The sequence below is a fragment of the Methylophilus sp. TWE2 genome (assembly GCF_001183865.1).
Taxonomy (GTDB): Bacteria; Pseudomonadota; Gammaproteobacteria; order Burkholderiales; family Methylophilaceae; genus Methylophilus.
Genome location: NZ_CP012020.1, coordinates 2,968,350 through 2,993,792, shown reverse-complemented (window position 1 = coordinate 2,993,792; position 25,443 = coordinate 2,968,350). Strand labels below are relative to the sequence as shown.

General features: G+C 46.2%; 22 protein-coding genes. 16 read left to right on the top strand and 6 right to left on the bottom strand.

Translation table 11 applies throughout. The annotated features are described in order from the left end of the window. Positions 1-1,044 carry an A/G-specific adenine glycosylase gene (mutY, locus tag ACJ67_RS14065; protein ID WP_049639602.1) on the top strand — a complete coding sequence of 348 codons (1,044 nt, stop codon included), beginning with the start codon at positions 1-3 and terminating at the stop codon, positions 1,042-1,044. Positions 1,045-1,193: 149 nt separating this feature from the next. Here the strand turns inward: mutY and ACJ67_RS14060 are convergent, their stop codons facing one another. Continuing rightward, a complete protein-coding gene (locus ACJ67_RS14060) occupies positions 1,194-1,676 on the bottom strand; it encodes a hypothetical protein (protein WP_049639601.1) in 483 nt (160 codons plus the stop codon). 360 nt (positions 1,677-2,036) lie between these two features. On the opposite strand from ACJ67_RS14060, the gene ACJ67_RS14055 reads away from it, so the two are divergent. Together ACJ67_RS14055 and ACJ67_RS14050 are read left to right on the top strand one after the other, a co-directional pair. Continuing rightward, the gene (locus tag ACJ67_RS14055; RefSeq protein WP_049639600.1) at positions 2,037-3,239 is read left to right on the top strand and encodes a porin; all 1,203 of its coding nucleotides are present in this window, start codon (positions 2,037-2,039) and stop codon (positions 3,237-3,239) included. Positions 3,240-3,345: 106 nt separating this feature from the next. Then, on the top strand, positions 3,346-4,020 hold the full coding sequence (locus ACJ67_RS14050; RefSeq protein ID WP_049639599.1) for a DUF6445 family protein: 675 nt from the start codon (positions 3,346-3,348) through the stop codon (positions 4,018-4,020). 5 nt (positions 4,021-4,025) lie between these two features. Here ACJ67_RS14050 and ntrC read toward each other — a convergent pair whose 3' ends face one another. The 4 genes from ntrC to glnA all read right to left on the bottom strand — a co-directional run bounded on the left by ntrC (position 4,026) and on the right by glnA (position 8,681). Next, positions 4,026-5,417, bottom strand: a complete 1,392-nt coding sequence (gene ntrC / locus ACJ67_RS14045) for a nitrogen regulation protein NR(I) (protein WP_049639598.1) — start codon at positions 5,415-5,417, stop codon at positions 4,026-4,028. Positions 5,418-5,430: 13 nt separating this feature from the next. Continuing rightward, entirely contained in the window at positions 5,431-6,531 is a 1,101-nt protein-coding gene (gene glnL / locus ACJ67_RS14040) for a nitrogen regulation protein NR(II) (protein WP_018987274.1), read from the bottom strand. 110 nt (positions 6,532-6,641) lie between these two features. After that, complete coding sequence (locus ACJ67_RS14035) at positions 6,642-7,097, bottom strand: DUF4124 domain-containing protein (RefSeq protein WP_231587202.1); 456 nt, start codon at positions 7,095-7,097, stop codon at positions 6,642-6,644. Between the two features lie 174 nt (positions 7,098-7,271). Then, entirely contained in the window at positions 7,272-8,681 is a 1,410-nt protein-coding gene (gene glnA / locus ACJ67_RS14030; protein ID WP_026295545.1) for a type I glutamate--ammonia ligase, read from the bottom strand. A 350-nt stretch (positions 8,682-9,031) separates the two neighbouring features. On the opposite strand from glnA, the gene ACJ67_RS14025 reads away from it, so the two are divergent. The 3 genes from ACJ67_RS14025 to mtgA are packed head-to-tail and all read left to right on the top strand — an operon-like array spanning position 9,032 to position 11,011. After that, positions 9,032-9,481: a rhodanese-like domain-containing protein gene (locus ACJ67_RS14025; RefSeq protein WP_049639596.1), complete on the top strand. Its 450-nt coding sequence runs from the start codon at positions 9,032-9,034 to the stop codon at positions 9,479-9,481. Positions 9,482-9,492: 11 nt separating this feature from the next. Then, entirely contained in the window at positions 9,493-10,317 is an 825-nt protein-coding gene (aroE, locus tag ACJ67_RS14020; protein WP_049639595.1) for a shikimate dehydrogenase, read from the top strand. A 7-nt stretch (positions 10,318-10,324) separates the two neighbouring features. Next, a complete protein-coding gene (gene mtgA / locus ACJ67_RS14015; RefSeq protein ID WP_049639594.1) occupies positions 10,325-11,011 on the top strand; it encodes a monofunctional biosynthetic peptidoglycan transglycosylase in 687 nt (228 codons plus the stop codon). Between the two features lie 141 nt (positions 11,012-11,152). Here mtgA and uvrA read toward each other — a convergent pair whose 3' ends face one another. Next, positions 11,153-13,987 carry an excinuclease ABC subunit UvrA gene (gene uvrA / locus ACJ67_RS14010; RefSeq protein ID WP_049639593.1) on the bottom strand — a complete coding sequence of 945 codons (2,835 nt, stop codon included), beginning with the start codon at positions 13,985-13,987 and terminating at the stop codon, positions 11,153-11,155. Between the two features lie 78 nt (positions 13,988-14,065). Here uvrA and ACJ67_RS14005 point away from each other — a divergent pair, with 78 nt between their 5' ends. The 10 genes from ACJ67_RS14005 to cueR all read left to right on the top strand — a co-directional run bounded on the left by ACJ67_RS14005 (position 14,066) and on the right by cueR (position 25,179). Further along, the gene (locus ACJ67_RS14005) at positions 14,066-15,457 is read left to right on the top strand and encodes an MFS transporter (RefSeq protein WP_049639592.1); all 1,392 of its coding nucleotides are present in this window, start codon (positions 14,066-14,068) and stop codon (positions 15,455-15,457) included. Between the two features lie 7 nt (positions 15,458-15,464). Further along, on the top strand, positions 15,465-15,989 hold the full coding sequence (gene ssb, locus ACJ67_RS14000) for a single-stranded DNA-binding protein (protein ID WP_018987282.1): 525 nt from the start codon (positions 15,465-15,467) through the stop codon (positions 15,987-15,989). Between the two features lie 154 nt (positions 15,990-16,143). Continuing rightward, the gene (locus ACJ67_RS13995; RefSeq protein WP_049639591.1) at positions 16,144-17,484 is read left to right on the top strand and encodes a site-specific integrase; all 1,341 of its coding nucleotides are present in this window, start codon (positions 16,144-16,146) and stop codon (positions 17,482-17,484) included. Further along, a complete protein-coding gene (locus tag ACJ67_RS13990) occupies positions 17,485-19,050 on the top strand; it encodes a site-specific integrase (RefSeq protein WP_049639590.1) in 1,566 nt (521 codons plus the stop codon). It abuts the gene before it with no gap. After that, on the top strand, positions 19,043-21,109 hold the full coding sequence (locus ACJ67_RS13985) for a hypothetical protein (RefSeq protein ID WP_049639589.1): 2,067 nt from the start codon (positions 19,043-19,045) through the stop codon (positions 21,107-21,109). Before ACJ67_RS13990 ends, ACJ67_RS13985 begins: the two co-directional genes overlap by 8 nt. Next, positions 21,102-21,533 (top strand): hypothetical protein, encoded by a 432-nt coding sequence (locus tag ACJ67_RS13980; protein ID WP_053092907.1) that lies wholly within the window; start codon positions 21,102-21,104, stop codon positions 21,531-21,533. The genes ACJ67_RS13985 and ACJ67_RS13980 overlap by 8 nt, the downstream gene beginning before the upstream one ends. Positions 21,534-21,679: 146 nt before the next feature. After that, positions 21,680-21,829, top strand: coding sequence for an MbcA/ParS/Xre antitoxin family protein (locus tag ACJ67_RS15155; protein WP_082164072.1), 150 nt, complete (start codon positions 21,680-21,682; stop codon positions 21,827-21,829). 111 nt (positions 21,830-21,940) lie between these two features. Beyond that, positions 21,941-24,442, top strand: coding sequence for a copper-translocating P-type ATPase (locus ACJ67_RS13975; RefSeq protein ID WP_369799093.1), 2,502 nt, complete (start codon positions 21,941-21,943; stop codon positions 24,440-24,442). A 76-nt stretch (positions 24,443-24,518) separates the two neighbouring features. Then, positions 24,519-24,713: a heavy-metal-associated domain-containing protein gene (locus ACJ67_RS13970; protein WP_049639588.1), complete on the top strand. Its 195-nt coding sequence runs from the start codon at positions 24,519-24,521 to the stop codon at positions 24,711-24,713. A gap of 61 nt (positions 24,714-24,774) precedes the next feature. Beyond that, positions 24,775-25,179, top strand: a complete 405-nt coding sequence (gene cueR, locus ACJ67_RS13965) for a Cu(I)-responsive transcriptional regulator (RefSeq protein ID WP_049639587.1) — start codon at positions 24,775-24,777, stop codon at positions 25,177-25,179. Positions 25,180-25,443: the final 264 nt, after the last annotated feature.

Sequence of the window (25,443 nt, the reverse complement as noted above, 5' to 3'; positions counted from 1 at the left end):
GTGAGTGCGTTTGCAGAAAAATTAATCGCCTGGCAACAGGCGCATGGCCGTCATGATTTACCCTGGCAACAGACGCGAGATCCTTACGCTGTGTGGGTTTCTGAAATCATGCTGCAGCAAACCCAAGTGTCTGCCGTGATTGGCTACTATGACCGTTTTATGCAGCGCTTCCCGACGATTGCCAGTCTCGCCGAGGCAGAGCAAGATGAAGTCATGCGTTACTGGAGTGGTTTGGGCTATTATTCACGTGCCCGTAACCTGCATCATGCCGCACAAACCATCATGCGAGAACATAGTGGTATTTTTCCCACAGATTTCGATACCATTCAAACACTCAAAGGCATAGGCCGATCCACAGCGGCTGCGATTAGCGTGTTTGCCTTTAATCATCGGCAGACCATTCTAGATGGCAATGTGAAACGTGTGCTGGCCAGGCTGTATGCCATTGATGGATGGCCTGGATTACCAGACGTTGAAAAGCGGCTTTGGCAACTTGCCGAAACTTTGTTACCTGAGCAAGACTTACCCGCTTATGTGCAAGGCTTGATGGATTTTGGCGCAACGCTGTGTACCCGGAGTAAGCCGCGCTGTACCGATTGCCCAATGCAAAGTCAGTGTCTCGCCTATCAGCAACAGCAGGTTGCTCGACTGCCTGCTTCCAAACCGCGTAAAGCATTGCCAGAAAAGCAGGTCACCATGCTGATGATACTGGACGCGGGTGAAATTCTGCTTGAAAGACGACCCAACCAAGGGATATGGGGCGGCTTGTGGAGTTTGCCAGAGTTATCGACTGAGCAAATTGCTGTGCCGCATGTGCAACAAAGATTGCGCATGGAGGTTGAAGCATTGGAAGTATTGCCAGTGTTATGGCATACCTTCACTCATTTTAAACTTGAGATTACACCACAACCTTTGCTGCTGACCGGGCGGCGATCTTCACTCCCCCCTAATATGCAGTGGCTGGCACTCCAAGATGCTATAAACGCAGCTTTGCCAACGCCGGTACGTACCTTAATTAAAACGCTGCAACTCTCGAGTATTTAAATTTAGGATACACGTAATAAGTGAGCGAGCGGGATAAAGTGCAAGGCGCACGGAACGCAGAAACTGAGATAATATATGGTATACAGCGAGGTTGCGAGTACCGCGCAACGCAGCAATTTGCCCGCATAGCCACTTATTCCGTGTATCCTTTATAGATTGGCTAGCCGAAATACATGACTGGCCAGCTCAGCTTGATTGGTTTTGAGATGTTGCAACAAAGAATGCCCGTTATCAGGTTTTACCAACGCTTTGGTATAAATGACCGGTAACTCGAAAATGGCAATTTCGCGCTCAACGATATTCAAGTTATGATGTTCTGAGCCCTGAATCACATCCAGCAGCTTGTCGTAAACATTGTCGCTTATCCGTGTATACGGGAATAGTATCCAGAAGTCAGTCCCTTCCCTGCCCACCAAATCCGAACGCCTGAAAGAGTTTTGTAAGTCATGTGTCAATGACGACAATTGGCGCAACGCCTCTGGTGCACCATAAGTCTCACCTAGGCTGTTATCGTCACCATATGCAATTCTTACCAAAGCAACATGAAAGTCATCGGAGTGTCTGATCAGCACTTGGCAAATCCAGTCTAATGTATCAATAAAACGACTACATAACTGAATGTCAGAAATCATGTTGAATCCCGGATAATAGTTAAAATAAAAAGGAAGCGGATGGCTAAGAGTAGTGTAAAGCATTGCTATGCTAGCAGAAACTTTTAGGTAAATTTAATTTGAATAGCCCTGTAAAAACGTTCCTTTTCATTTGTGCAAAGTAGCCATATTGTTGCAAATCCGCAACAAACCAAACTTGCACTAAGCAATTTGACGTATTCACTTGCGCCCAGAGTGCCGCATTTGCAAAAATTGCACTGACCTTCTTGGAAATGCCTGGAGCGGATCTGAGGGAGTTCTAAAAGATAAGCGTTTTTAGCGCTTATCTTAGCAAGCAATATCCTTACACAAGTTGTGAAAACAACATTTTTGGAGATTCGTATGAATACAAAATTGAACGTTGCAGTTGCAGCAGCTCTGTTCGCTGCCGCTACTGGCGCACAAGCTGGCATCACTATCCCAGCTGGTGACTGGACTCTGGACATCGGTGGCGTTGTTAACGCTTACTACACAACCACAAAATTCACTGGTGATACAGGTGCTGGTACAGGTCCTCTGGGTCTGGGTGCTGGTGACGCTAGCTCACAAAACAACATCACTACAGGTCTGTTGCCAAACTACCTGAGCGTTTCTGGTAAAACACGTCAGAACGACCTGGATGTTGGTTTCACAATCAGCATCAACCCAGGTGCCTCTACATCTAACTCAGGTGTGCAAGGTTCACAACAAGAAAACCGTCAGGCATTCTTGACATTCGGTGATGCTTCATGGGGTTCTATCAAGGTTGGTAAAGATCTGGGTATTTATGCTTCAGACGCAATCTTGAACGATATGACATTGCTGGGTGTTGGTGCTGGCGCTGGTAACCTGGCTGGTAACACAACTACATTGGGTCGTATCGGTACAGGTTTCATGTACGCTGACTGGAAATCCCAGATTGCTTACACATCTCCAAACTGGAACGGCTTCCAATTCACAGCTGGTGTAACACAAGGCTGGAACGCAATTGCAGCATTGGGCGGCTTAGGTAGTACAGACCGTTCAGGTAGCCAATCTGCTTATGAAGCAAAAGCTTCTTACGAGTGGACAGGTGACGTAGCTGGTAAAGTCTGGTCATCTGCGTTGTCACAGAACATTTCTGGTGTTGGCGGCGTTGGTGGTAAAGAAAGAGCCTGGGCATGGGACTTGGGTACAACCGTTAACGTGGCTGGCTTTGGCTTGACAGGTTACTACGGTAAAGGCGACGGTATCGGCCAAACACTGCAATTCCAAGGTGGTTTGGACGCAGTTGGTAACACACGTGAATCTGATCAGTGGTATGTACAAGGTACTTACGCATTACCAGGTGTTGGTACTAAATTGGGCGTAAGCTATGGTCGTTCCACATTAGAGGGTAACGGTGTTGATACATTCAGCGAAGTTCAAGACTCTATGTGGACAGTTGGTGCTTATCACCCACTGACCAAACACTTGAACTTGGTTGCTGAATACTCACAGACTGAGCGTGAGTTGGACAGACGTGTATTGACAGATTTGGAAGCACGTGCAAAAACCATCTCTCTGGGTGCTATCCTGTTCTTCTAATTTAATAGCAGAGTATTCTGCATAAATTAAAAGTAAGAAAAAACGGCAACTTCGGTTGCCGTTTTTTTATATTTCCCGATGTTCTAGCAATTGTATTTAATGCATTATGAATTTATATCCAGTCACTATTGTTGAAAATTTTTATGAAGATCCTGATGCAGTGCGTACTTTTGCACTAAACCAGAAATATCAATACCGGCATCAGTTAAAAGATGTGCCGTATGTATTCCCTGGCGCCAGGACTAAGGATTTATCGGTCATTAACAAACCTTTGTTCGAGAAAGTCAGCACGAAGATTATTTCATTGTTTCATAACGCTGAATATGAACGCATGCGCTGGGCGATTTCAACCAACTTTCAGAGTGTGAGTGAAGAATACGGTCGTGGTGTTATCCACACTGACGGAAATGCAGTCTTTGCGGCTGTTTTGTATTTAAGTCCTGACGCACCACTCGATTCTGGCACTTCACTTTTTAGACCAAATAAAACATTTGATCAGACTAGTTATGAAAAAGCCTTGAAAGAAAACGACAAAAGATTTGCTGACGGTAACGTTAAAATGGACACGGGTTATCATGACATGTTTGACGAGATCGTACGGATTAATAATGTCTACAACACTTTAATTCTTTATGAGGGAAGACATTTTCATGCGGCTAATAATTTTTTTGGCAAAACCCTCAAAGACTCACGCCTGGCCCAAGTGTTTTTTGTCAGTAATATTGACGCTCAAAAATATAGTTCTTTCCCACTTTGGCGTAGTCAGCAAGTACACATTTAACAATTTTAATCGTCAATTCCCAATTCCTGAATCTTTCGTGTGAGCGTATTGCGCCCCATCCCAAGTTGATTGGCAGCCTCAATACGTCGGCCATCGGTATGGGCGAGGGCGCGGGTGATAAGAATACGTTCAAACTCTTTGGTTTTGGCATCCAAGATGTTGGTCTCACCACGATTGAGGGAGTCAGTGACTTCTTGGGCCAATGCTTCTTGCCAGGAGCCGCCTGTACTATGTTTACCGGTATCTTCTTTCAACTCCGGGGGCAGATCATTGACGTCCACATTTTGGCCGGGCGCCATCACGGTGAGCCAATGACAGACGTTTTCCAGTTGGCGGACATTACCGCTCCAGTTCACTGACATCAGGTATTTGATGGCGGCCTGGGATAATTGTTTAGGCTCTACGCCTAGCTGTTGAGCGCTGTGGGCGAGAAAATGTTTGGTGAGCAAGGGGATGTCTTCCCTGCGCTCGCGCAAGGGTGGCAGGCGCAGGCGGATGACGTTCAAGCGGTGAAACAGGTCTTCTCGGAACAAGCCTTGTTTTACGCGTTCTTCAAGGTCCTGGTGCGTGGCTGCAATCACGCGTACATTCACTTTAATCGGTTGATGTCCGCCCACGCGGTAAAACTGGCCATCGGATAACACACGTAACAAACGCGTTTGCAAATCCGCCGGCATATCACCAATTTCATCCAGAAATAATGTACCGTTATCTGCTTGTTCAAATCGCCCTCTTCTTGCCGCCGCTGCGCCAGTAAATGCACCGCGTTCATGACCAAATAATTCGGATTCCAATAGATCTTTGGGAATCGCTGCCGTATTGATGGCAATAAACGGCTTGTCTGCACGTGGGCTATGTTTATGCAATGCGCTGGCTACCAATTCTTTACCGCTACCAGACTCACCATTAATCAATACGGTAGAGTGCGAGCGACTCAAGCGGCCAATAGCACGAAATACTTCCTGCATGGCAGGAGCCTGGCCGATGATTTCCGGTGAAGGCCCCGTGTCTTCAACGGCCTCAACAGATTGGCGCATGCTCTCTTCAACCGCGCGTTTGATAATCTCAATCGCCTGGTCGACGTCGAATGGTTTAGCCAGATATTCAAACGCCCCACCCTGGAAAGCGGCAACCGCACTTTCCAAATCAGAGTAGGCAGTCATAATGATGACAGGAATTTCGGGGTAGCGTTGTTTGACCTCTGACAGGAAATCCAGCCCTGAACCGTTGGGCATACGGATATCACTGACGATGACTTGAGGTTGTTCCCGGTTTAACGCGTTGAGTGCTTCTGCCGGAGAGGAAAAGGTTTTGAAATCAAAGTCGGTCCGGGCCAGGGCTTTTTCAAACACCCAGCGGATTGATTTGTCGTCGTCTAAGATCCAGATTGGCTTCATAGCTATTCTCGTATTATTGTGCTGATTTTAATTGCGTACTTTCAATGGGTAGCAATATATGGAAAGTTGTTTTGCCAGGCTGCGAGTCACAATCGATCATGCCATGGTGTTGGGTAATAAAAGTTTGTGCCAGAGCAAGCCCCAAGCCAGTGCCACCTTCGCGGCCAGAAACGAGCGGATAGAAAATACGCTCTTTGATACCAGCTGGAATGCCTGGGCCATTGTCGATAATTTCAAGGTGGATGCCGACGCGATAGCGCTTCCTCGCGAGCGTGATTTGACGCTCTGCTCGTGTCCTAAAGGTGATGCTCGCATTCTCAGTCTGGTTTTGTTGCATGGCCTGTGCGGCATTGCGTGCAATATTGAGTACGGCTTGGATCAGTTTTTCGCGGTCACCAATGATTTCAGGCAGGCTGGTATCGTAATCACGAATCACGCGAATATAGTTGGGCGATTCGGCCAGAAGCAGGCTACGCACGCGCTCAAGGACTTCATGAATGTTGGTAGGTTCGTATTTGGGTACGCGATGCGGTGCCAGTAACCTGTCCATGAGGCTGTGGAGTCGGTCAGCTTCTTTGATAATGACTTGGGTATATTCTTTCAAGCCTGGTTGCGGCAGTTCAAATTCGAGTAACTGCGCGGCACCACGTAAGCCTCCCAAAGGATTGCGGATTTCGTGAGCCAAGTTACGTAATAACTCTGAATTCGCCTGTTGCTGAATCAGCATGCGCTCTTCGCGCGCAATACGCAATTGCTGGTCCATTTGTACAAATTCCAGAATCAGCATGTCTTCAGCTGTCTGGTTAAACGTGGTAGAGATTGGTGTGACGGTACATGTCACGGCAGTGGTATGGCCACGTTGAGTGGTCAGTGTGAATTCATGCTCACGAAAAGGACCTTGTGTTTGGATGGCATTGGTCACAGCCATTTGCAAAATCTCGCAATTCACAAATACATCGTGAATATGTAAACCCTGGATTTGATTGGCGCTGAAGGCGAACAGTATCTCCGCACTCGAGTTGGCATAGGTGACTTCCAGCTGGTTGTTGAGCAGGATCACTGCTGTCGCAATGTGCTCTAAACCGCTAAACCCTTGGGGAGATTTTTGAACCATATCCTAAGTTTGTTAAAAAGAGTGAATCACGCCCTGTTTTAAAGCAAAACCCAAGCCAATTCTAACTTACTTAGCAAAGAAGGTTTAAAAAATCCCAAAAATGGTGCGTGTTAAAGATTGAGTTCTTTATTCAGTAATTCGATATTCCGTTCATGTGCCTGGATTTCTGCTTCAATCACGCGTAGTTTCTCTTCATATTTGGCGACATTCCTGAATGTTTTGCCATTGGCACCTCTGTAAACTTCTGGTGTGTTCTGGGCCTCTTCATAGAGGAGTCGTGCATTCTCAAGTGCTTGTTTTTCTTGAGCTAATTCATTCATTAGCAGCTCGCGGCGCTTCTGGTCACGCTGATTTTGTGTCTGATTATCCACCTTGGGAAAGTTAGCCGGGGTTGGCGTTTTGGTGGCTGGTTTTTTTTCACGAAGTGCTGGAGGAGACTCTGTAGTTTTTGGGCCGCTAATAATCAATTCAGCTTTACTTTTACCTTCTGGCTTAATATTGGTGTAGGTCGTGACCCCGTTGCTGTCGGTATATTTGTAAATATCTGCCCAGCTTTGGTTGCACATGAGCGCGAAGATGCAAATGTAAAAAAGTCTTTTCATGGCAATAGTTTAGAGTAGATCGTTAAGGGTATCAACGTCTGCTTGCCTAAAAACGTTGACGGACAAATGCGCACATAAAAAAACAGGGCAGCCTGGGCTGCCCTGTTTTAGTGCGTACTCTAAGTTAGCAAGACTAGCTTAGCAGGAGTAGTACAGACCGAACTCAACTGGGTGAGGTGTCATACGCAGTTTAGTCACTTCGTCCATCTTCAACGCGATGTATGCATCGATGAAGTCGTCAGAGAATACACCGCCGCGTGTCAGGAACTCACGGTCTTTGTCCAAGTGCTCCAGTGCTTGATCAAGTGATGAACACACGGTTGGGATCAATGCATCTTCTTCTGGTGGCAGATGGTACAAGTCTTTAGTGGCTGGTTCACCTGGGTGAATCTTGTTCTGAACGCCGTCCAGACCCGCCATCATCAAGGCAGCGAATGCCAGATATGGGTTAGCGGTAGGGTCTGGGAAACGCGCTTCAATACGGCGTGCTTTATCGCTGTGTACGAATGGTACGCGGATAGAAGCAGAACGGTTTTTCGCAGAGTAAGCCAGTTTTACTGGCGCTTCAAAGCCTGGAACCAAGCGCTTGTAGGAGTTGGTACCTGGGTTGGTGATCGCATTCAGGGCACGTGCGTGCTTGATGATACCGCCGATGTAGTACAGGGCGAAATCGCTCAGGCCAGCGTAGCCATTACCTGCAAACAGGTTCTTGCCGTCTTTCCAGATAGACTGGTGAACGTGCATGCCTGAACCGTTGTCGCCAACGATTGGTTTTGGCATGAATGTGGCTGTTTTGCCATAAGCGTGAGCTGTGTTTAACACGACGTATTTCAGGATTTGAGTCCAGTCGGCACGTTGTACCAGAGTGCTGAATTTAGTACCGATTTCGCACTGGCCAGCAGTTGCTACTTCGTGGTGGTGTACTTCAACAGGCACGCCCAGCTCTTCTAAAGTCATCACCATGGCAGAACGGATGTCCTGGAATGAGTCGACGGGTGGTACTGGGAAGTAACCGCCTTTAACCGCTGGACGGTGGCCGGTGTTGCCGCCTTCGAATTTGTCGCCAGATGCCCAAGCGCCTTCTTCGGAGTTGATTTTTACGGAACAGCCTTGCATGCCGGCATTCCACTCAACGCTGTCAAAAATGAAGAACTCTGGTTCAGGACCGAAGAATGCTGTATCGCCCAGGCCGCTGGATTTCAGGTAAGCTTCAGCGCGTTTTGCCAGAGAGCGTGGGTCACGGTCATAACCTTTACCATCTGTTGGATCAACCACGTCGCAGGTCAAAACCAGGGTTGGCTCATCAAAGAATGGATCGATAAATGCAGTCGTTGGGTCAGGCATCAATTGCATGTCGGAGGCTTGAATGCCTTTCCAGCCTGCAATTGAAGAACCGTCAAACGCATGGCCTTCAGTAAATTTATCTTCGTCGAAGTGAGAAACAGGCACGGACACGTGTTGTTCTTTACCTCTGGTGTCGGTAAAACGGAAATCAACAAATTTGATGTCGTTTTCCGCAACCAATTTCATTACGTTTGCAACGGACATTACATTCTCCTCAGTGATCAAGGTCTAAAATGATTCAAATTGCTCACGCAAAAAACGGGGCATGTTGCGGATGTCCCGAAACGTGAGCAAGTACAAATGGATTTTGGTGAGTCTGGATTCTGGAAATCCGGAATTACATTAAATCTTAGTATGTAATATTAGCAGGAAGCATGCCACGCAAACATATGCATTTGTGGTGGTTTATGGGGAACGTGCATAAAATATTCAAAACGGTAAGCACTATTTGTGTGCATTGCAACAAATTGAGCACTTAAATGGTGCATTGTCAGTTGTAGGAATTTCAAAGGTATACTCGCTATTTTATAGTTTGATTCAGAAGAAGGTTAAGTTTGGATAAGTTACAAAAAATATTGAACGAGGCAAATGTCAGAGGTGCTGAAAATAATTTGCCGTACGCTGGTGCCCTGACGCCGACAGAAGTGTTTGAAGCCATCAGTCAAGACAGTGCCATCAAGCTTGTGGATGTGCGATCACGTGCGGAGCTCGAGTTAGTGGGGCGTGTACCGCTGGCGATGCATATTGAGTGGGCTTTTTATCCTGGGATGGTGGCAAATCCTGAATTCTGCGATCAATTACAAAAGCAGGTGGACAAAGATAGCACCGTGATCTTTATGTGCCGCACCGGTGGCCGTAGCCACAATGCTGCATTATTGGCTCAAAAACTGGGTTATACCAAAGTTTATAATATGTTGGAGGGCTTTGAAGGTGAGGCAAACGAGCACAAACAACGCACTTTGATCAATGGCTGGAAACATGCCGGATTGCCCTGGACTAATTAATTTCATATCGTATGGCCGTTGAAAAATATGCAGTGATTGGCAATCCGATTGAACACAGCAAATCGCCGTTGATTCACCAGGCTTTTGCTAAACAGTTCAGTAAAGTGATTGTTTATGAAAAGGTTTTGGCACCGCTGGATGGATTCGATGTCACGCTACAACGGTTGCGTGCGGAAGGTTATTTGGGTGCCAATGTGACCGTGCCTTTTAAGTTTGAGGCTTTTAATGCCTGCCAGACATTGTCTGCACGTGCGCAGGCAGCTGGTGCAGTCAATACCTTAAGCTTTAATGAGCGGCATATCGCCGGTGATAACACCGATGGCTGTGGGCTGGTGAACGACATTCTCCAGCATCAGCATACCCTGTTAGCTGGAAAAAAAGTGTTATTGCTTGGGGCTGGCGGTGCGGCCCAAGGCGTGATGCTGCCTCTGCTGCAACAAAAGCCGTCACATTTGACCGTGGCCAATCGTAGCGTCGACAAGGCACAAGCGATGTTGGACAAATTTTCCAGTCACCCTGTCTCCGGTGAGACAATATTGCAAGTGAAGACTTTCGTGGATTTATCTCTAGCATATGACATCGTCATTAATGCGACCTCAGCCGGATTAACGGATAGCTCGTTACAACTCCCGGTGGACATATTTCAGGCCAATACCCTGGCCTACGACATGATGTATGGCCGTGAAACGCCATTTATGCAGCAGGCCCGTGCGGCAGGGGCGCAGGTGGCGGATGGTTTGGGTATGCTGGTGGAACAGGCAGCTGAAGCGTTTTTTCTTTGGCATGGTTTGCGTCCGGAGACCGCCCCGGTGATTCAGTCTTTCCGCCAATCTTAATCTTTCAATGAAACAAGCCATTAAACTTTTCTTTGGCATCTTGTTGCTGTGGGTGCTTTTGTACCAGGTTTGGGTGCTGCTGCACATTTTGTGGTGGGTAGATCACAACCCAGCATCCACCGCATTTATGGAGACGCGGCTTGAAGTCATCCAGGAGCGCCGTCCCGACGCAAAGTTGCAACAGCAATGGGTGCCTTATGCCCGCATCAGCAACCATTTGAAACGGGCCGTGATCGCGGCGGAAGACAGCAAATTTGTCGAGCATGAGGGTTTTGACTGGGTGGGGATAGAAACCGCTTTTGAGAAAAACCTCAAGAAAGGCAAAATTGTCGCTGGCGGTTCTACCATTAGCCAGCAACTGGCGAAGAATTTGTTTTTATCCGGACATAGAACGCCCTGGCGCAAAGCCCAAGAGGCCGTGATCACCTTCATGCTGGAAAAGCTCATGACCAAACGCCGTATTCTCGAGATTTACCTGAATGTGATTGAGTGGGGTGAAGGCGTGTTTGGTGCTGAAGCGGCTGCGCGCCATTATTTTCATGGGAGTGCACGGGCGCTTGGGCCAGCGCAGGCTGCACGACTCGCGGCCATGATCCCCAACCCGCGTTTTTATGATCTACATCGCAGTACGCGCTACCTGAGCCGACATGCTGCCACCATACAGGCACGCATGCGATTGGTCAAAATACCCTGATTTTCAGCGCTTGTTTAGGTGATCGAAGCCAATCACCGCCACATACAATATTTGATATAAATATATGTATGTGGCCAACCACATCCGTATTGGATGCACTATGGATTAAATGTGCGTCTGGGGGCCGGTTGCATGTTGACCTTAGCCCTTTACAGCGAGATGTTTCAACAAGGGTGTGAGGTAACGGCCAGTATAACTGGCCGTATTTTTTGCCAGTTCCTCTGGTGAGCCTACACCGACCACTGTTCCGCCGCCGTCACCGCCTTCTGGGCCCATATCAATCAGCCAGTCTGCGGTTTTAATCACATCCAGGTTATGCTCGATAATCACCACTGTATTGCCAGCATCACGTAAGCGATGAATCACATCCAGCAGCAGCTGGATATCCGCAAAATGCAGGCCGGTCGTCGGTTCATCCAGAATATAGAGCGTGCGACCCGTATCGCGCTTGCTGAGTTCTAGCGACAGTTTAACGCGCTGTGCTTCCCCCCCGGACAGTGTAGTTGCCGATTGGCCCAGGGTGATGTAACCGAGGCCGACATCAAGCAGGGTTTTCAGTTTGCGTTCGATCACGGGTTGCGCATTGAAAAACTGATGCGCTTGCTCTACTGTCATCTCAAGTACTTCGTGGATGTTTTTGCCCTTGAATTGGATTTCCAGCGTTTCGCGGTTGTAGCGCTGGCCTTTGCACACATCGCAAGGCACATACACATCGGGCAAAAAGTGCATTTCCACGCGAATCACGCCATCACCCTGGCACGCCTCGCAACGGCCACCTTTGACGTTGAAAGAATAACGACCCGGGCCGTAACCGCGAGCTCGACTTTCTGGCACGCTGGCAAATAAATCGCGGATAGGCGTGAACAAGCCGGTGTAGGTCGCCGGATTAGAGCGTGGCGTACGGCCAATCGGGCTTTGGTCCACATCCACGACCTTATCAAAAAATTCCAGGCCCTCAATGCTGTCGTGTGGCGCCGCTTCGGTGGTGCTGCCGTATAAATGCATGGCAACCACGCGGTATAAGGTATCGTTAATGAGAGTAGATTTGCCGCTACCGGAAACGCCGGTGACGCAGGTCAGCAAGCCCACCGGGATTTCAACACTCACGTTTTTCAGGTTATTACCCGTTGCGCCATTCAGTTTCATCATGCGCTTGGGGTCTGGTTTTGTACGCGGCAGCTTGAAGGTAATCTGTTTTTTGCCACTGATATATTGCCCGGTCAGTGAGTTCGGGTCAGCTTCAATTTGTGCTGGGGTGCCAAACGACACAATATTGCCACCATGTTCACCAGCGCCAGGACCAATATCAACAATAAAATCAGCCAGCTGGATCGCGTCCTGGTCGTGCTCGACCACAATCACACTGTTGCCAAGGTCGCGCAGGCGTTTCAGTGTCTCAAGCAGACGGTCATTGTCGCGCTGATGCAGACCAATCGAAGGTTCATCCAGCACGTACATGACACCAGTCAGGCCGCTGCCGATTTGCGAAGCCAGGCGTATACGCTGTGCTTCACCACCAGAGAGAGTTTCGGCTGAGCGTGATAGCGATAAATAATCCAAACCCACATTGGTCAGAAACTTCAAGCGGCTTTCAATCTCTTTGACGATTTTGTCGGCAATCGCCAGCTTCTGGCCACTCAGTTGCAATGTTTCAAAAAAATGCAGTGCTTGCTTGAGCGGCACTTCGCAGATCTGGTGAATGTTGCGATCACCGACCTTGACGTGACGTGCTTCCTTGCGCAAACGCGTACCGGCACATTCCGGGCAGGCGGTGGCATTGATATATTTAGCCAGTTCGTCGCGCACGGCGGTGGAGTCGCTTTCACGATAGCGGCGTTGCAAGTTATTGATAATGCCTTCAAAGGTATGCGACTTGCTGAAGAATGTGCCGCGCTCATTGAGGTATTTAAATGTAATTTGTTCCCGGCCAGAGCCGAATAACAAGATTTGCTGAACGTCTTCCGGCAAATTCTCGAAAGGCGCTTCCAAATCAAAGTTGTAGTGCTGGCTCAGGCTGGCCAGCATTTGGAAATAGAACTGGTTACGCTTGTCCCAGCCTTTGATGGCGCCACTTGCTAGCGATAAGTGCGGGAAAGCAACGACACGTTTAGGATCAAAGAAGGTGACATTGCCCAGGCCATCACACTTGGGGCAGGCGCCCATGGGGTTGTTAAAGCTGAATAAACGCGGCTCTAACTCTGCCAGTGAGTAGTCACATACCGGACAGGAAAACTTGGCCGAGAACAAATGTTCTTTTTCGCTATCCATTTCTAGCGCAATGGCTTTACCGTCAGCCAAACGTAGCGCGGTTTCAAATGACTCTGCAATGCGCTGCTTCATGTCTTCACGCACTTTTAGGCGGTCTACCACGACGTCTACACTGTGCTTGGTGGTTTTGGCTAACTGCGGTAGTTCGTCCATTTCATAGACTTTGCCGTCTATGCGCAGACGAACAAAACCTTGTGCCTTTAGCGTATCAAACAAATCCAGCTGCTCGCCTTTACGGTTAGAGACTACGGGCGCCAGAATCATCAACTTGGTGTCTTCCGGCAATTTGAGGACGCTGTCCACCATCTGGCTGACCGTTTGTGCTTCGAGTTTGATGCCATGATCCGGGCACTCGGGATCGCCAGCGCGCGCATACAGCAGGCGCAAATAATCGTGGATTTCAGTCACTGTGCCCACGGTGGAGCGTGGGTTGTGTGAGGTGGATTTTTGCTCAATGGAAATCGCAGGCGACAAGCCTTCAATCAGGTCGACGTCAGGCTTGTCCATACGCGCCAAAAACTGGCGGGCATAGGCAGATAAACTTTCGACATAACGGCGCTGCCCTTCTGCATACAAGGTATCAAAAGCTAGTGAAGATTTTCCGGAGCCGGAGAGGCCAGTGACCACAACCAGTTGGTTGCGTGGAATATCCAGATTGATGTTCTTGAGGTTATGGGTGCGCGCCCCGCGAATTTTGATAAATTCCATGATACTTTCACGAACAGACAGCCAACCTGATAATATACGCAATTATTCAAAATTAAGCCAAGTTTTCTTAAAAGATTCATGCAGTTCTCCGAAAAAATGACCCAGATAGAAACCCGCGCGACTGCGGCCCTTGCCTCTATCTATGGGCTACGTATGCTGGGCATGTTTTTGATTCTGCCTATTTTTGCGATTTATGCCGAAACATTACAGGGCGGCGATAACCATGCCTTGATCGGGCTGGCATTGGGTGCTTATGGGTTTATGCAGGTGATTTTCCAGTTGCCGTTTGGCATGGCGTCTGACCGTTTTGGCCGCAAAAAACTCATTTACCTGGGGTTGATAATGTTTGCGGTAGGCAGTGTGTTTGCCGCTACCGCGCAAGATATTTATGTGGTGATTGTCGGCCGTGCCATTCAGGGTGCGGGTGCCATTTCTGCCGTTGTCACCGCCCTAGTGGCAGATTCCACGCGCGAAGAGCATCGCACACAGGCGATGGCGATGATAGGCGCCACCATAGGCGTGACGTTTGCAGTGTCACTGGTGGCGGGTCCGATTTTAAACCAATGGATAGGCGTGTCAGGCATTTTCTGGCTGACCGCTGTGTTGTCGATCGCAGCGATTGCCGTAGTGAAGTTTGCCGTGCCCGAGCCATTGCATGCGCACTTTCACTCGGATGCGCAGGCCGCCCCGGCCAAAATTCGTGAAGTGTTGCGAGACACCCAATTATTGCGCCTGAATTTTGGTACCTTTTGCCTGCATGGCGCTCAAATGGCCATGTTTATGGTGGTGCCATTTGCCATCAAAAACAGCACTGGCATGAACGAAAACACGCACTGGCAAATTTACCTGCCGGTGCTGGTACTGTCGTTTATCCTGATGGTGCCTGCGATTATTTATGCCGAGAAAAAGGCCAAACTGAAACCAGTGTTTGTTACCGCAGTCGGCCTGATGTTGCTGACGCAAATTGCCTTTATGTTTAGCCTGACCAGCTTATGGGGCATTGTGGCAACGCTCTTTTCTTATTTTGTGGCGTTTAATATTCTTGAGGCCTCATTGCCTTCGCTGATTTCAAAAATGGCTCCAGTGGCTGCTAAAGGCACGGCCATGGGTGTTCATAATACCGCTCAGTCTTTTGGCATGTTCTTGGGGGCTGCGCTTGGTGGCTGGCTATCACACAGTTATGGCAGTCCCACTGTATTTGTCTTCTGTGCTGCTTTGATGGTGGTCTGGTTTGCTCTGGCGCTTGGCATGCAGGCACCCCCCAGTGTCAAAACAAAAATGTTCCACATACAAGGGTATAATGATGAGCAAGCCGCCATCCTGGTGCAGGATATCCGCGCGATGGAAGGCGTGTATGAAGTGGTCGCCATTCCTTCAGAAACCATGCTCATGGTGAAGTTGGAAAATCAGCGCAGCAAAGAATTTCAGGCGGCATTGTCGCAAGCAATCATGAATCGAATAGGGGAGTAGTGACACCATGGCATCAGTCAACAAAGTGATTTTGATGGGTAATCTGGGGCGTGACCCAGAAGTGCGCTATATGCCAAACGGTGAGGCAGTGGCTAACTTCAGCATCGCCACCACCGAAAACTGGAAAGACAAATCCGGCGTGCGCCAGGAAAAAACCGAATGGCATAACATTGTCATGTATCGCCGCTTGGCAGAGATCGCTGGCGAATACCTGAAAAAAGGCCGCCCAGTATATATTGAGGGGCGTCTGCAAACCCGCAAATGGGAAAAAGATGGTGTCACCCGCTACAGCACCGAAATCGTCGCAGACCAAATGCAAATGTTAGGCACTGGCCGTGAAGGTGGAAGTACAGCATTTGATGGTGGCGACATGGACCAGGGTGGTGGCATGGATGATTACAACCAGGCCCCTCCACGCCAGCAGCCAGCGATGGGCGGTGGAAATGCCGGTGCTAACCGGAATGCTTTCCAGCCAGCCGCGAGTAAGCCGGCCGGTAATTTTGATGATTTTGACGACGATATTCCCTTCTGAGTCTGACAATAATTAAAATTGTAGATTTTAAGTTTACAAAGCCCTGTTTTTACAGGGCTTTTTTATTTTTAGCAGCGAAAAAAATGTTTATAAAAAAAGGGGTGTGATTTTGTAAACTACTACCATGTTTTTTGTTTATTAAAGATCAAAACAAATGAAAACCTTAGTTCAAAACATTTTTTCGAATGGTGAGCGATTTCCAATGTTAATTGATGAAGTAGGAGTACCAGACTTTTGGGTAACCCTATTCACTAGCCAGGCACTTAGAAAACAAACTCAAAGTTCGATTATTTCTTGCCTTGGAAATATAAAGCATTTGAATAAATGGGAAAGGATTAATGATCGAGACCTCATTCAGGATTTTCAAAATTCGATAGTTCCAGACAAAAGGTTTGTAGAAAGCTTTACAGAACACTGTGGTTTAAAGTCCGAATATATAGATAAAGAATTAAAACAAAAGTCTAGAAGAAAAGTTTCTTCATTTGATCAACTTAGGCTAGCCAGAAGTTCAGCTTTAAGCCAAGTTAGTTGTAATTATCAACAACGCAGAATGACAGATGCACGAGCATTTCTAATGTTTGTTGGGCAAGCAATATTGAAGAGGAAAACCAATTCTAAATCCCTTATTGCAGAGCTAAACATACTTGCCAAAAGCTTAGAGGCAAATTATCCAAAATCTAAATTCAGTAGGAATAACAAGCGGCTTCCTCATGCTGAAAAAGAGGTGTTCGATAAATTCTTGGAAATATTCAATCCAGAGTCCGAATTAAACCCATTTAAGAGTTATGACTTAAAAGTTAGAAATTTTATATTAGTCCAGTTGCTGTTTTGGACTGGCGCAAGATCCGGAGAGATTCTATCTTTGACGCTGGATGACATTGACTACGATATCAACAGTCCAAAGGTAACAGTAAACCGTAGGCATGATGATCCTGCTGATAGTCGTAAAAATCAGCCTGTTACAAAAACAAAATCCAGAGCCATTGCGATCCCGGGCTGGTTAAGAGATGAGATCGACAGATACATAAATAAAATAAGATCACAATTTTCTTTATCCAAAAAGCACCCATACATCTTTGTTAGCCATAAAGGCCAATCCAAAGGAAAGCCAGTTTCGAATTCAACTTTTTACAACCGGGTAATAGTTCCGGTCAAAGTGATTGACACCGAGGGATTTAAGTTGGTTAAGCGGCATGGCTTTCGACATTTATTTAACGAAAATCTTTCTGAAAAAATAGATGCTCACAATCGAAAGCTACATGAACAAATTGCAGAAGCCGAGATTAGGAAGTTGCCGCAAAGAGTGGCTGAATTAAAGAGAGAGTTGATTAGCGAACAGCAAGAAATTGAAATTAGAATGTATTTAATGGGGCATTCTAGTCAGGAGTCTGCACGTCCTTACACGGAGAGGCACGTTAAGAGAAAAGCTCAAAAAGTTCATAAAGAGATGATGGAAGCTATGAGCCAAACAATGAAAAATGCGAGAGGTATTTAGATGTCTTCAGCCTTGGCAATTAATAAGAGCATTGATGGTAAACGATTTTGTTTGAGCAAAATGGGTTATGAGATCGATATTTTTTCTAATAGTTGGAAGTTAGATGGGTCTTTAACTTTAAATTGGCATCTGTTGAAAGGACTATCTTTAGAGTCTAACTTCGAAGAGGGGTTTAGAAGAACCTTGGCTGTTTTTGCTTCAGAGATGTCTGCCAGCTACACGTCAAATATATTTCATGCGCTGAAAACGCTTTTGGAGGCCACGTTATCTAACTCATTAAGTGCTTCTTGTATTCAGAATTACTTAGGGACTTTGGATAAACTTAACGAATACAAATTAGGCATCTTAAAAGCATTTATTCTAGATTGGGATGAACGTGGATATCCTGGATTGAATAAAGATGTCGTTCCATTTATAGACGCGCTTGTATTAAAAGGTAATGTTAAAGGCAAGGCAGTTTCTAAAGGGTGCCCCCACACTGGCGCTTATTCATTACAAGAGCAACAATCTATTCTTACATGGGCAGTAAATTCCTATGATGCGGATAAGTTGGATTTAGAGGAGTTTACTTGGCTCATAGCCAATATGTATTTAGGTAGCCGCCCGGTTCAAATACGCAGTTTGATAAAAGGTGATATTTCTTTTTCGAGAACAATTGCTGGCAACGAGGTTTATCAGCTGAAGCGAATTGCAGGTAAACAAAGGGATGCTGGGTTCAGAGAGGTATTCGATGATATCGAAATTGATGAGGACCTGGCTTTGCTTTTATTTAATCAAGCAGAAGCTTCGATTGCATACATCGAAGGTCACTTTGGTAAGCCAGTACCAAAGGAGCTGATTGATTTAACACCGATCTTTATTTCTCGTGAAGCAGTTAGGTCATTTCGAAGTTTGGAAGAGTGTTATCAAAGTCTAGAGACAACTCCTGATTTTATCTTTATGCGATCAGATAAAGCACGTACCTTGATGCTTACGATTTCAGCTAAATGCAATATTAGAACACCAAGGCTTGATGGTGAATATTTAAGCTTAAGGAGCAGACGGTTTAGATACACACTTGGCACTAATGCTAGCAGACGTGGGTTGGGCGCTTATCATATTGCCAAGATTCTAGGTCATAAAGATATACAGAACGTAAAGGCCTATGTTGAGAATACAAGTGAAGTCCTAGACATTATCGACGAAGCCATGACCTCTGTGTTGGCGCCTTTAGCACAAGCATTTGCAGGTACTCTGATTAATAGTGAAAGAGACGCAATTCGTGCAAATGACCCGAGAAGTAGGATTAGGTCGAATGATGGTTCAGGCGTCGGCAGTTGTGGGGAGTTCGGTTTTTGTGCATCTGGCGGAAGGCAATGCTATCTGTGTTCAAAGTTTCAGCCCTGGATTCATGGACACCATGAAAAGATTTTAGACTCCGTCCTGAGTGAGAGAGAAGCATTAAGGCAGCGAGGGGCAAGTGAGTTTGTTATCCAATCTACCGATAGGCTATTACTTGCTATTGAGCAAGTAGTACAACTTTGTGATGCAGCAAAGTTAGAGGGTAAAGGAAGCGCAAATGAATAACGTTTTGATTTGGTTGCCTAAGCATATTCAAGAGGGACAAAAAAATCTTGATGAGTTCATTGGATTCGCAAGAGACGAGCTGACTCTTTATTCAGACCAGGAAGATGAGTATGGGAAAGGATGGTTTGCGGGAAAGTGGAAAACAACGCATGAACGATCTATGGCTATGGTGTTTGGATATTCCCTTAACCCCTACAAGATTGATAGGCCATTTGAAACTCCATTTATTGATTTCGCCAAAGCATTTGTTCGACAACAACAAACGATTCAAGAGTCAAAAAACGTTGGGGATTGGCTATATGTATTCAGGGTACTACATGATTTACTAAAAGAGGCAAAAAGCAATCAACCAGTTTCCATCATGAGTTTGGATGAGAATATCCAAAAACGGCTTGAAGAGCAGATAGCGCTCTCAAACCTATCAGATAAAAAGAAATATCATTTTGGCGGTAAGTTTGAAGACCTTTGTAAATGGCTCATTGAAAAAGAAATACTACCTAATCTCTTAGGTTGGAAAAATCCATTTAACCGCGGGCGCGACAAGATCGAACAGCTAGATGATGAATCAAAAAAGTGGCGTGAAGAGCGTTGTCCCACTATGCACCAAATGCTAAGTCTCGCTGATTGTTTTGCGCGAGCTGTGACTGTAAAAGATCAATTTTATACAAGTGTATTGGTGCTACTTTGTTTTGCTCCCGGCAGAGGGGATGAAATAAACAATTTAACTATTAACTCTCTTCAAGAGGAGGATGGGCGATATTACGTCTCATGGTATTCCGGTAAGGGATATGGTGATACCAAAAAATGGGTTCCCACTGTAATGGTGGATATCGTTAAAGAGGCATTCCAACGGTTAATTGAAATTGGAAAACCTGCAAGAGATGCAGCTAAATTCGCTTTTGATAACCCAGATCAATTCATGCTGCATGAAGACTGCATAACCACTCCTGAGTTTGATGAGGGCACTCCATTGACTGTTGCTCAGTTTGCCAAGGCCATGGGGCTAAATCATCTAAGTCATAGCGGCGGAACACTCAGGTGGCAAAACTTTACTCAGAAGTGGATTGTAGATTTAAGAAAAACAGGTGATATAACCTACAATCGCTTAGGAAAGTTGGTTCAAGCGCAATATAAAACAAGAAGTTGGCCAAAAAATCCCAAAACAGGAAGGCCTGTATGGGAAAGCTTATGTTTGGTTCGAGAGAACGAATTGCATGAGGATTTTCAACTTAAGAAGTTTAGTTGGACCTCTGTTTCCGTAAACCAAATTAATGACCAGTTAGGCAAAAGAATAAAAAATAAGAGTACCTTATGGGAGCGATTTGGCATCAAAGATGAAGATGGCTCAGAAATTTCAATCACCTCTCATCAACTTAGAGTTTGGTTGAATACACATGCCATGAATGGTGGGATGGATGACTACTTGTTAGCCATGTGGTCAGGCAGAGCTGACGTCACTCAAAACAGAGCCTATGATGGAAGAACCGAATCAGAAAAAGATCGCTTGAAAAATAAAGTAATGGAGATAGATCACAAATCTCCACCTACAGCGTTAGCCTTATTTTCAGACCGTTTACCCGTACCTTTGCCATCACTAGGTGTGAACCGTGAGGGCGTTGCGGACTTCACAGGAATTGGATTTTGTGTACACAATTTTGCTCAAACTCCGTGCACAAAAACAGGAGAGTGTATAACGTGCAAGGAGCATGTTTGTATGAAGGGACTTCCTGATACTCTCGAAAATTTGGAACAAATGGAGCTGTTGATAGCTGAGCAATTGGAATCAGCTAAAGCTGCTGCGACGGATCTAACTTTTGGTGCTGATCGATGGGTAACACACTTGGGATGGAAGTTCGCACACATCAGGACTATTATCGAAAATTTGAAAAATCCTGATGTTCCCAACGGTTCTATAATTCGTATTCCTGTGGCTCATGACCCCAGCCCTACTAGACGTGCCCTTTATGCTAAAGGGCAGACCACTGAACTCAACAGCACAGTAGTTGATAATAACCACATTGGATTGCAGATGACGTTATTGGGGTCGTTAGATGCCTAAAATATTAGTTGATGATGATACCAAAAGATCGATTATCAAAATTATTGATGCCTGGAAGGGGAAGCTAACCTGGGAAATTTTATGCCAGAAAGTTTCTCGTGAGTTGCAATTCAAAGAAGAGATCTCGCGCCATACCCTTCTGTCATATGATGAAATTAAACTGGCTTTTTCGAGTAAAAAAATAAAACTAAAAGAGTCTCCTGCACATAAATTTGGTACCGGCGATACGGCACTCCAAAAAGCATATGAGAGGATTCAAACTCTGGAAGCTGCCAATCTAAGATTGGAAAAAGAAATCGCTGCAACCCGAGAACAGTTCGTAAGGTGGCAACATAACTTATATCGAATGGGTGTTGATATGGAGCAAGTTGCTAGAGTCATCGATAAGCCCTTGGTAGACTATGAAAGAGCTAAACGAAAATAATTGATTTAATCAACATTCCTAATGTTGTGTTCGCCATCATAAGATGAGCATAGATTCCAATAATTGCTGAGCACCAATTCCGATTCAAATAGAGCAGTAATTCCAATTCGTTTGAGCATTCATCCTCTAATGAGCAATAATCACAAATGCCAACTATGTATCATTACGGCTCAAAGTGGCTTTATCAATACCACCCTATTTTAGGCATGACTCCCATAACAATGTGCGAATCAACTGCTGGTCTTGTAGAGGTTGAAAGAATTCTTAATGCAATCAATTATGGAGGCGTTGTTTGATCCAGCTTAAAGTGCTAACTAATAGGATTCTTTAATTTACAATAAATCAGTTGACCTTCCCATGGAGGGAAGCTTTAGACTGGAAATATAGTTAATACAAGTTTCCGGATTATGAGCATGTCTAAAAAGACTTTAAGTGATGCCATCCAAAATATCTCACTTCCTATCGAAGGGATGACATGCGCCAGCTGCGTTGGGCGTGTTGAAGCCGCCTTAACAAAGGTCCCTGGCGTAGAAAGTGTCTCAGTCAACCTGACAACTGAGCGAGCGACTATTCACGTTACCGAAGAGGTAAATCGCACAGCCTTGATCGAAGCTGTTCATAAAGTCGGTTATGAAGTTCCAACATCCAAGATAGAGCTCAATGTTATTGGCATGACATGTGCGTCATGTGTTGGGCGTGTTGAGAAAGCCCTCAGATCTGTACCAGGGGTCGTTGAAGCAACAGTTAACTTAGCCACTGAACGTGCCTCCATATATGGTTCTGCTGCCCCAGCAGAATTGATTTCCGCGATCGAGCGTATCGGTTACGAAGCTAAGGTCGTTGACTCTCTATCCTCCTTACAGGCTGTAGCAGAAAGTCAAAAAGAGAGTGAATTATTCAAATTGAAGCGGGACCTCATTCTGGCAGCAGCACTATCGTTACCAGTGTTTTTAATGGAAATGGGTGCGCATCTGATACCAGGTGTTCATGAATTAATCATGGATACTATTAGTATGAAAACTAGTTGGTACATGCAGTTTGTATTGACGGCTCTGGTATTGGCTTTCCCTGGTAGACGCTTTTACCAGAAAGGCTTTCCTGCACTGTTTAGGCTTGCTCCAGACATGAACTCGCTCGTAGCAGTAGGTACCGCTGCAGCTTTTGGATATTCAATGGTCGCGACCTTTGCTTCCGGACTGTTGCCTGAAGGAGCGGTCAATGTCTATTATGAAGCGGCTGCAGTCATTGTCGTTTTGATATTACTTGGCAGATTTTTGGAGGCCCGTGCCAAGGGGCGGACTTCCGAAGCAATCAAGCGCCTGTCAAAAATGCAGGTCAAAGAAGCGCATGTCATGCGCAATCATCGCTTTTTGGATGTCCCTATCAATGAAGTGGTCCTCAATGATGTGCTCGAAGTACGACCTGGTGAGAGAGTGCCCGTAGACGGTGAAGTCACCAATGGTAAAAGTTTTGTTGATGAATCCATGATCACTGGTGAACCCATACCTGTTGAGAAAGCTCTAGGTAGTTCTGTAGTTAGTGGCACCGTCAATCAGAAAGGGATGTTGGAGGTACGTGCGACAGCTGTTGGCAATCAAACCATGCTGGCTCAAATCATCCGTATGGTAGAGCAGGCACAAGGCTCCAAGCTACCCATACAGGCGCTCGTCGATAAAGTGACTATGTGGTTTGTACCTGCTGTCATGGGTGCGGCATTGCTCACATTTATCAGTTGGATGATTTTTGGTCCATCCCCTGCGTTGACCTTTGCACTGGTGAATGCAGTTTCAGTATTGATCATTGCATGCCCGTGTGCCATGGGCCTGGCCACGCCGACTTCAATTATGGTTGGAACTGGGCGAGGAGCCGAACTGGGCATCTTATTCAGAAAAGGTGAGGCATTACAATTACTCAAGGATGCCAAAGTTGTCGCGGTGGACAAGACGGGTACGCTCACAGAAGGACGGCCAGTACTTACCGACATCGAAGTAGCGGAGGGTTTCGAGCGTAATAGTCTTCTTGCAAAAGTCGGGGCGGTTGAAGCTAAATCTGAGCATCCAATTGCACGCGCTATTGTGGCCGCTGCCACTGAAAATGGGCAGACTCTACCGGCGTTAACAGACTTTGAGTCTGTGACAGGTATGGGCGTAAGAGCCCGTGTTGGAGGTGCTCTCGTTGAAGTAGGAGCGGATCGATTCATGCGCCAACTGGGGTTAGATTTGAACGTCTTTGCGCAAACTGCTGGGCGATTGGGTAAAGAGGGCAAATCACCTTTATACGCATCAATTAATGGTCGCTTGGCGGGCATTATCGCCGTCGATGACCCTATAAAAACTTCGACACCGGGTGCAATCGCCGCACTACATCAGTTAGGTCTCAAAGTGGCTATGATTACTGGTGACAATGCCAGGACCGCACATGCAATCGCCCGCCAGCTTGGCATTGATGAAGTTATTGCTGAGGTTATGCCTGAGGGGAAAGTTGACACTGTACGTCGCTTGAAAGCTGCTTACGGGCAGATTGCTTTTGTGGGGGATGGCATTAATGATGCCCCCGCTCTGGCAGAAGCAGATGTGGGCTTGGCAATCGGGACTGGTACAGATATCGCTGTAGAATCAGCAGATGTAGTCTTAATGTCCGGCAATCTGCAAGGGGTACCGAATGCGATTGCTTTATCTAGAACAACGATAGGGAATATTCATCAAAACCTGTTCTGGGCATTTGCCTATAACACGGCTTTGATTCCGGTAGCGGCTGGTGCACTTTATCCTGCTTGGGGCATATTACTTTCACCAGTATTTGCTGCCGGAGCAATGGCTTTATCCAGCGTGTTCGTTTTAGGGAATGCCTTGCGCTTAAGGACATTCAAACCACCTCTAGTGGAATACAACAGTCCCAAAAATCTGTGAGTAATAATGCTTGACCTTGCCATTGTTGGAACCTTTAAGCTTATATCACTACCCATTACTGATTAAGGAGTTAATGATGGAATTTCATATTGAAAATATGACCTGCGGTGGATGTGCAAGAGGTGTGACAAGTGCCATTAAAGCCATAGACCCAGAAGCGAGCATTACTACCGATCCTCCAACCAGGACGGTCAAAGTTGAAACCAGCGTTACAAAAGACGAGATCGTTTCAGCGCTTATAGATGCTGGTTTTCCACCTGCAACTAAGTAATTTCTATCTGCCTGCTGAGCAATATCAGCAGGCCTTTTTACCTATCACTTGGGCATGAACGATGAGTTTATTTAATATTGGGCAAGCTGCGAAAGCGTCAGGTATCTCGACCAAAATGATTCGGCATTATGAAAGCGTTGGTTTACTGCCTGCCGCTTCAAGAACTTTTGCGGGATATCGTCAATATTCTGAAAAAGACATCCATACGCTGAGCTTTATCAGACACTCCCGCGATTTAGGCTTTTCTATCAAGCAAATTGAGGAATTATTAAGCTTATGGCAAGACCCACATCGGCCAAGCAGCAAAGTGAGGGAGTTGGCTAATTCCCATGTTGAGGCCTTAAACCAGAAGATTCAAAGCCTGATGTCGATTAAGTCGGAGCTACAAAAGCTTGTGCATTGCTGTCATGGGGATGATCGCCCAGAGTGCCCCATTCTAGAGCAACTTGCGCTTAATCAAACATAGGGTAATTCATAAAAGAAAAATTTCAGTTTAGCACTGAATCATTTTTAATTTAGGGTTATCATAATCCCATCGTGAGAAAGCTCATCCAGATCTTCGCTATTTGGCTCATCGCAATCATTCTACCGGTGCAGGGATTTGCATCGGTCAGCATGATGAATTGTGAGAAGCCACAAAGCCAGCACAACCATGAAAGTGTAAGTGGTCATAGCCATGAACACCACGAGGGTGCTGTGGATAGTCATGCTCACAAACATCAAGATGATA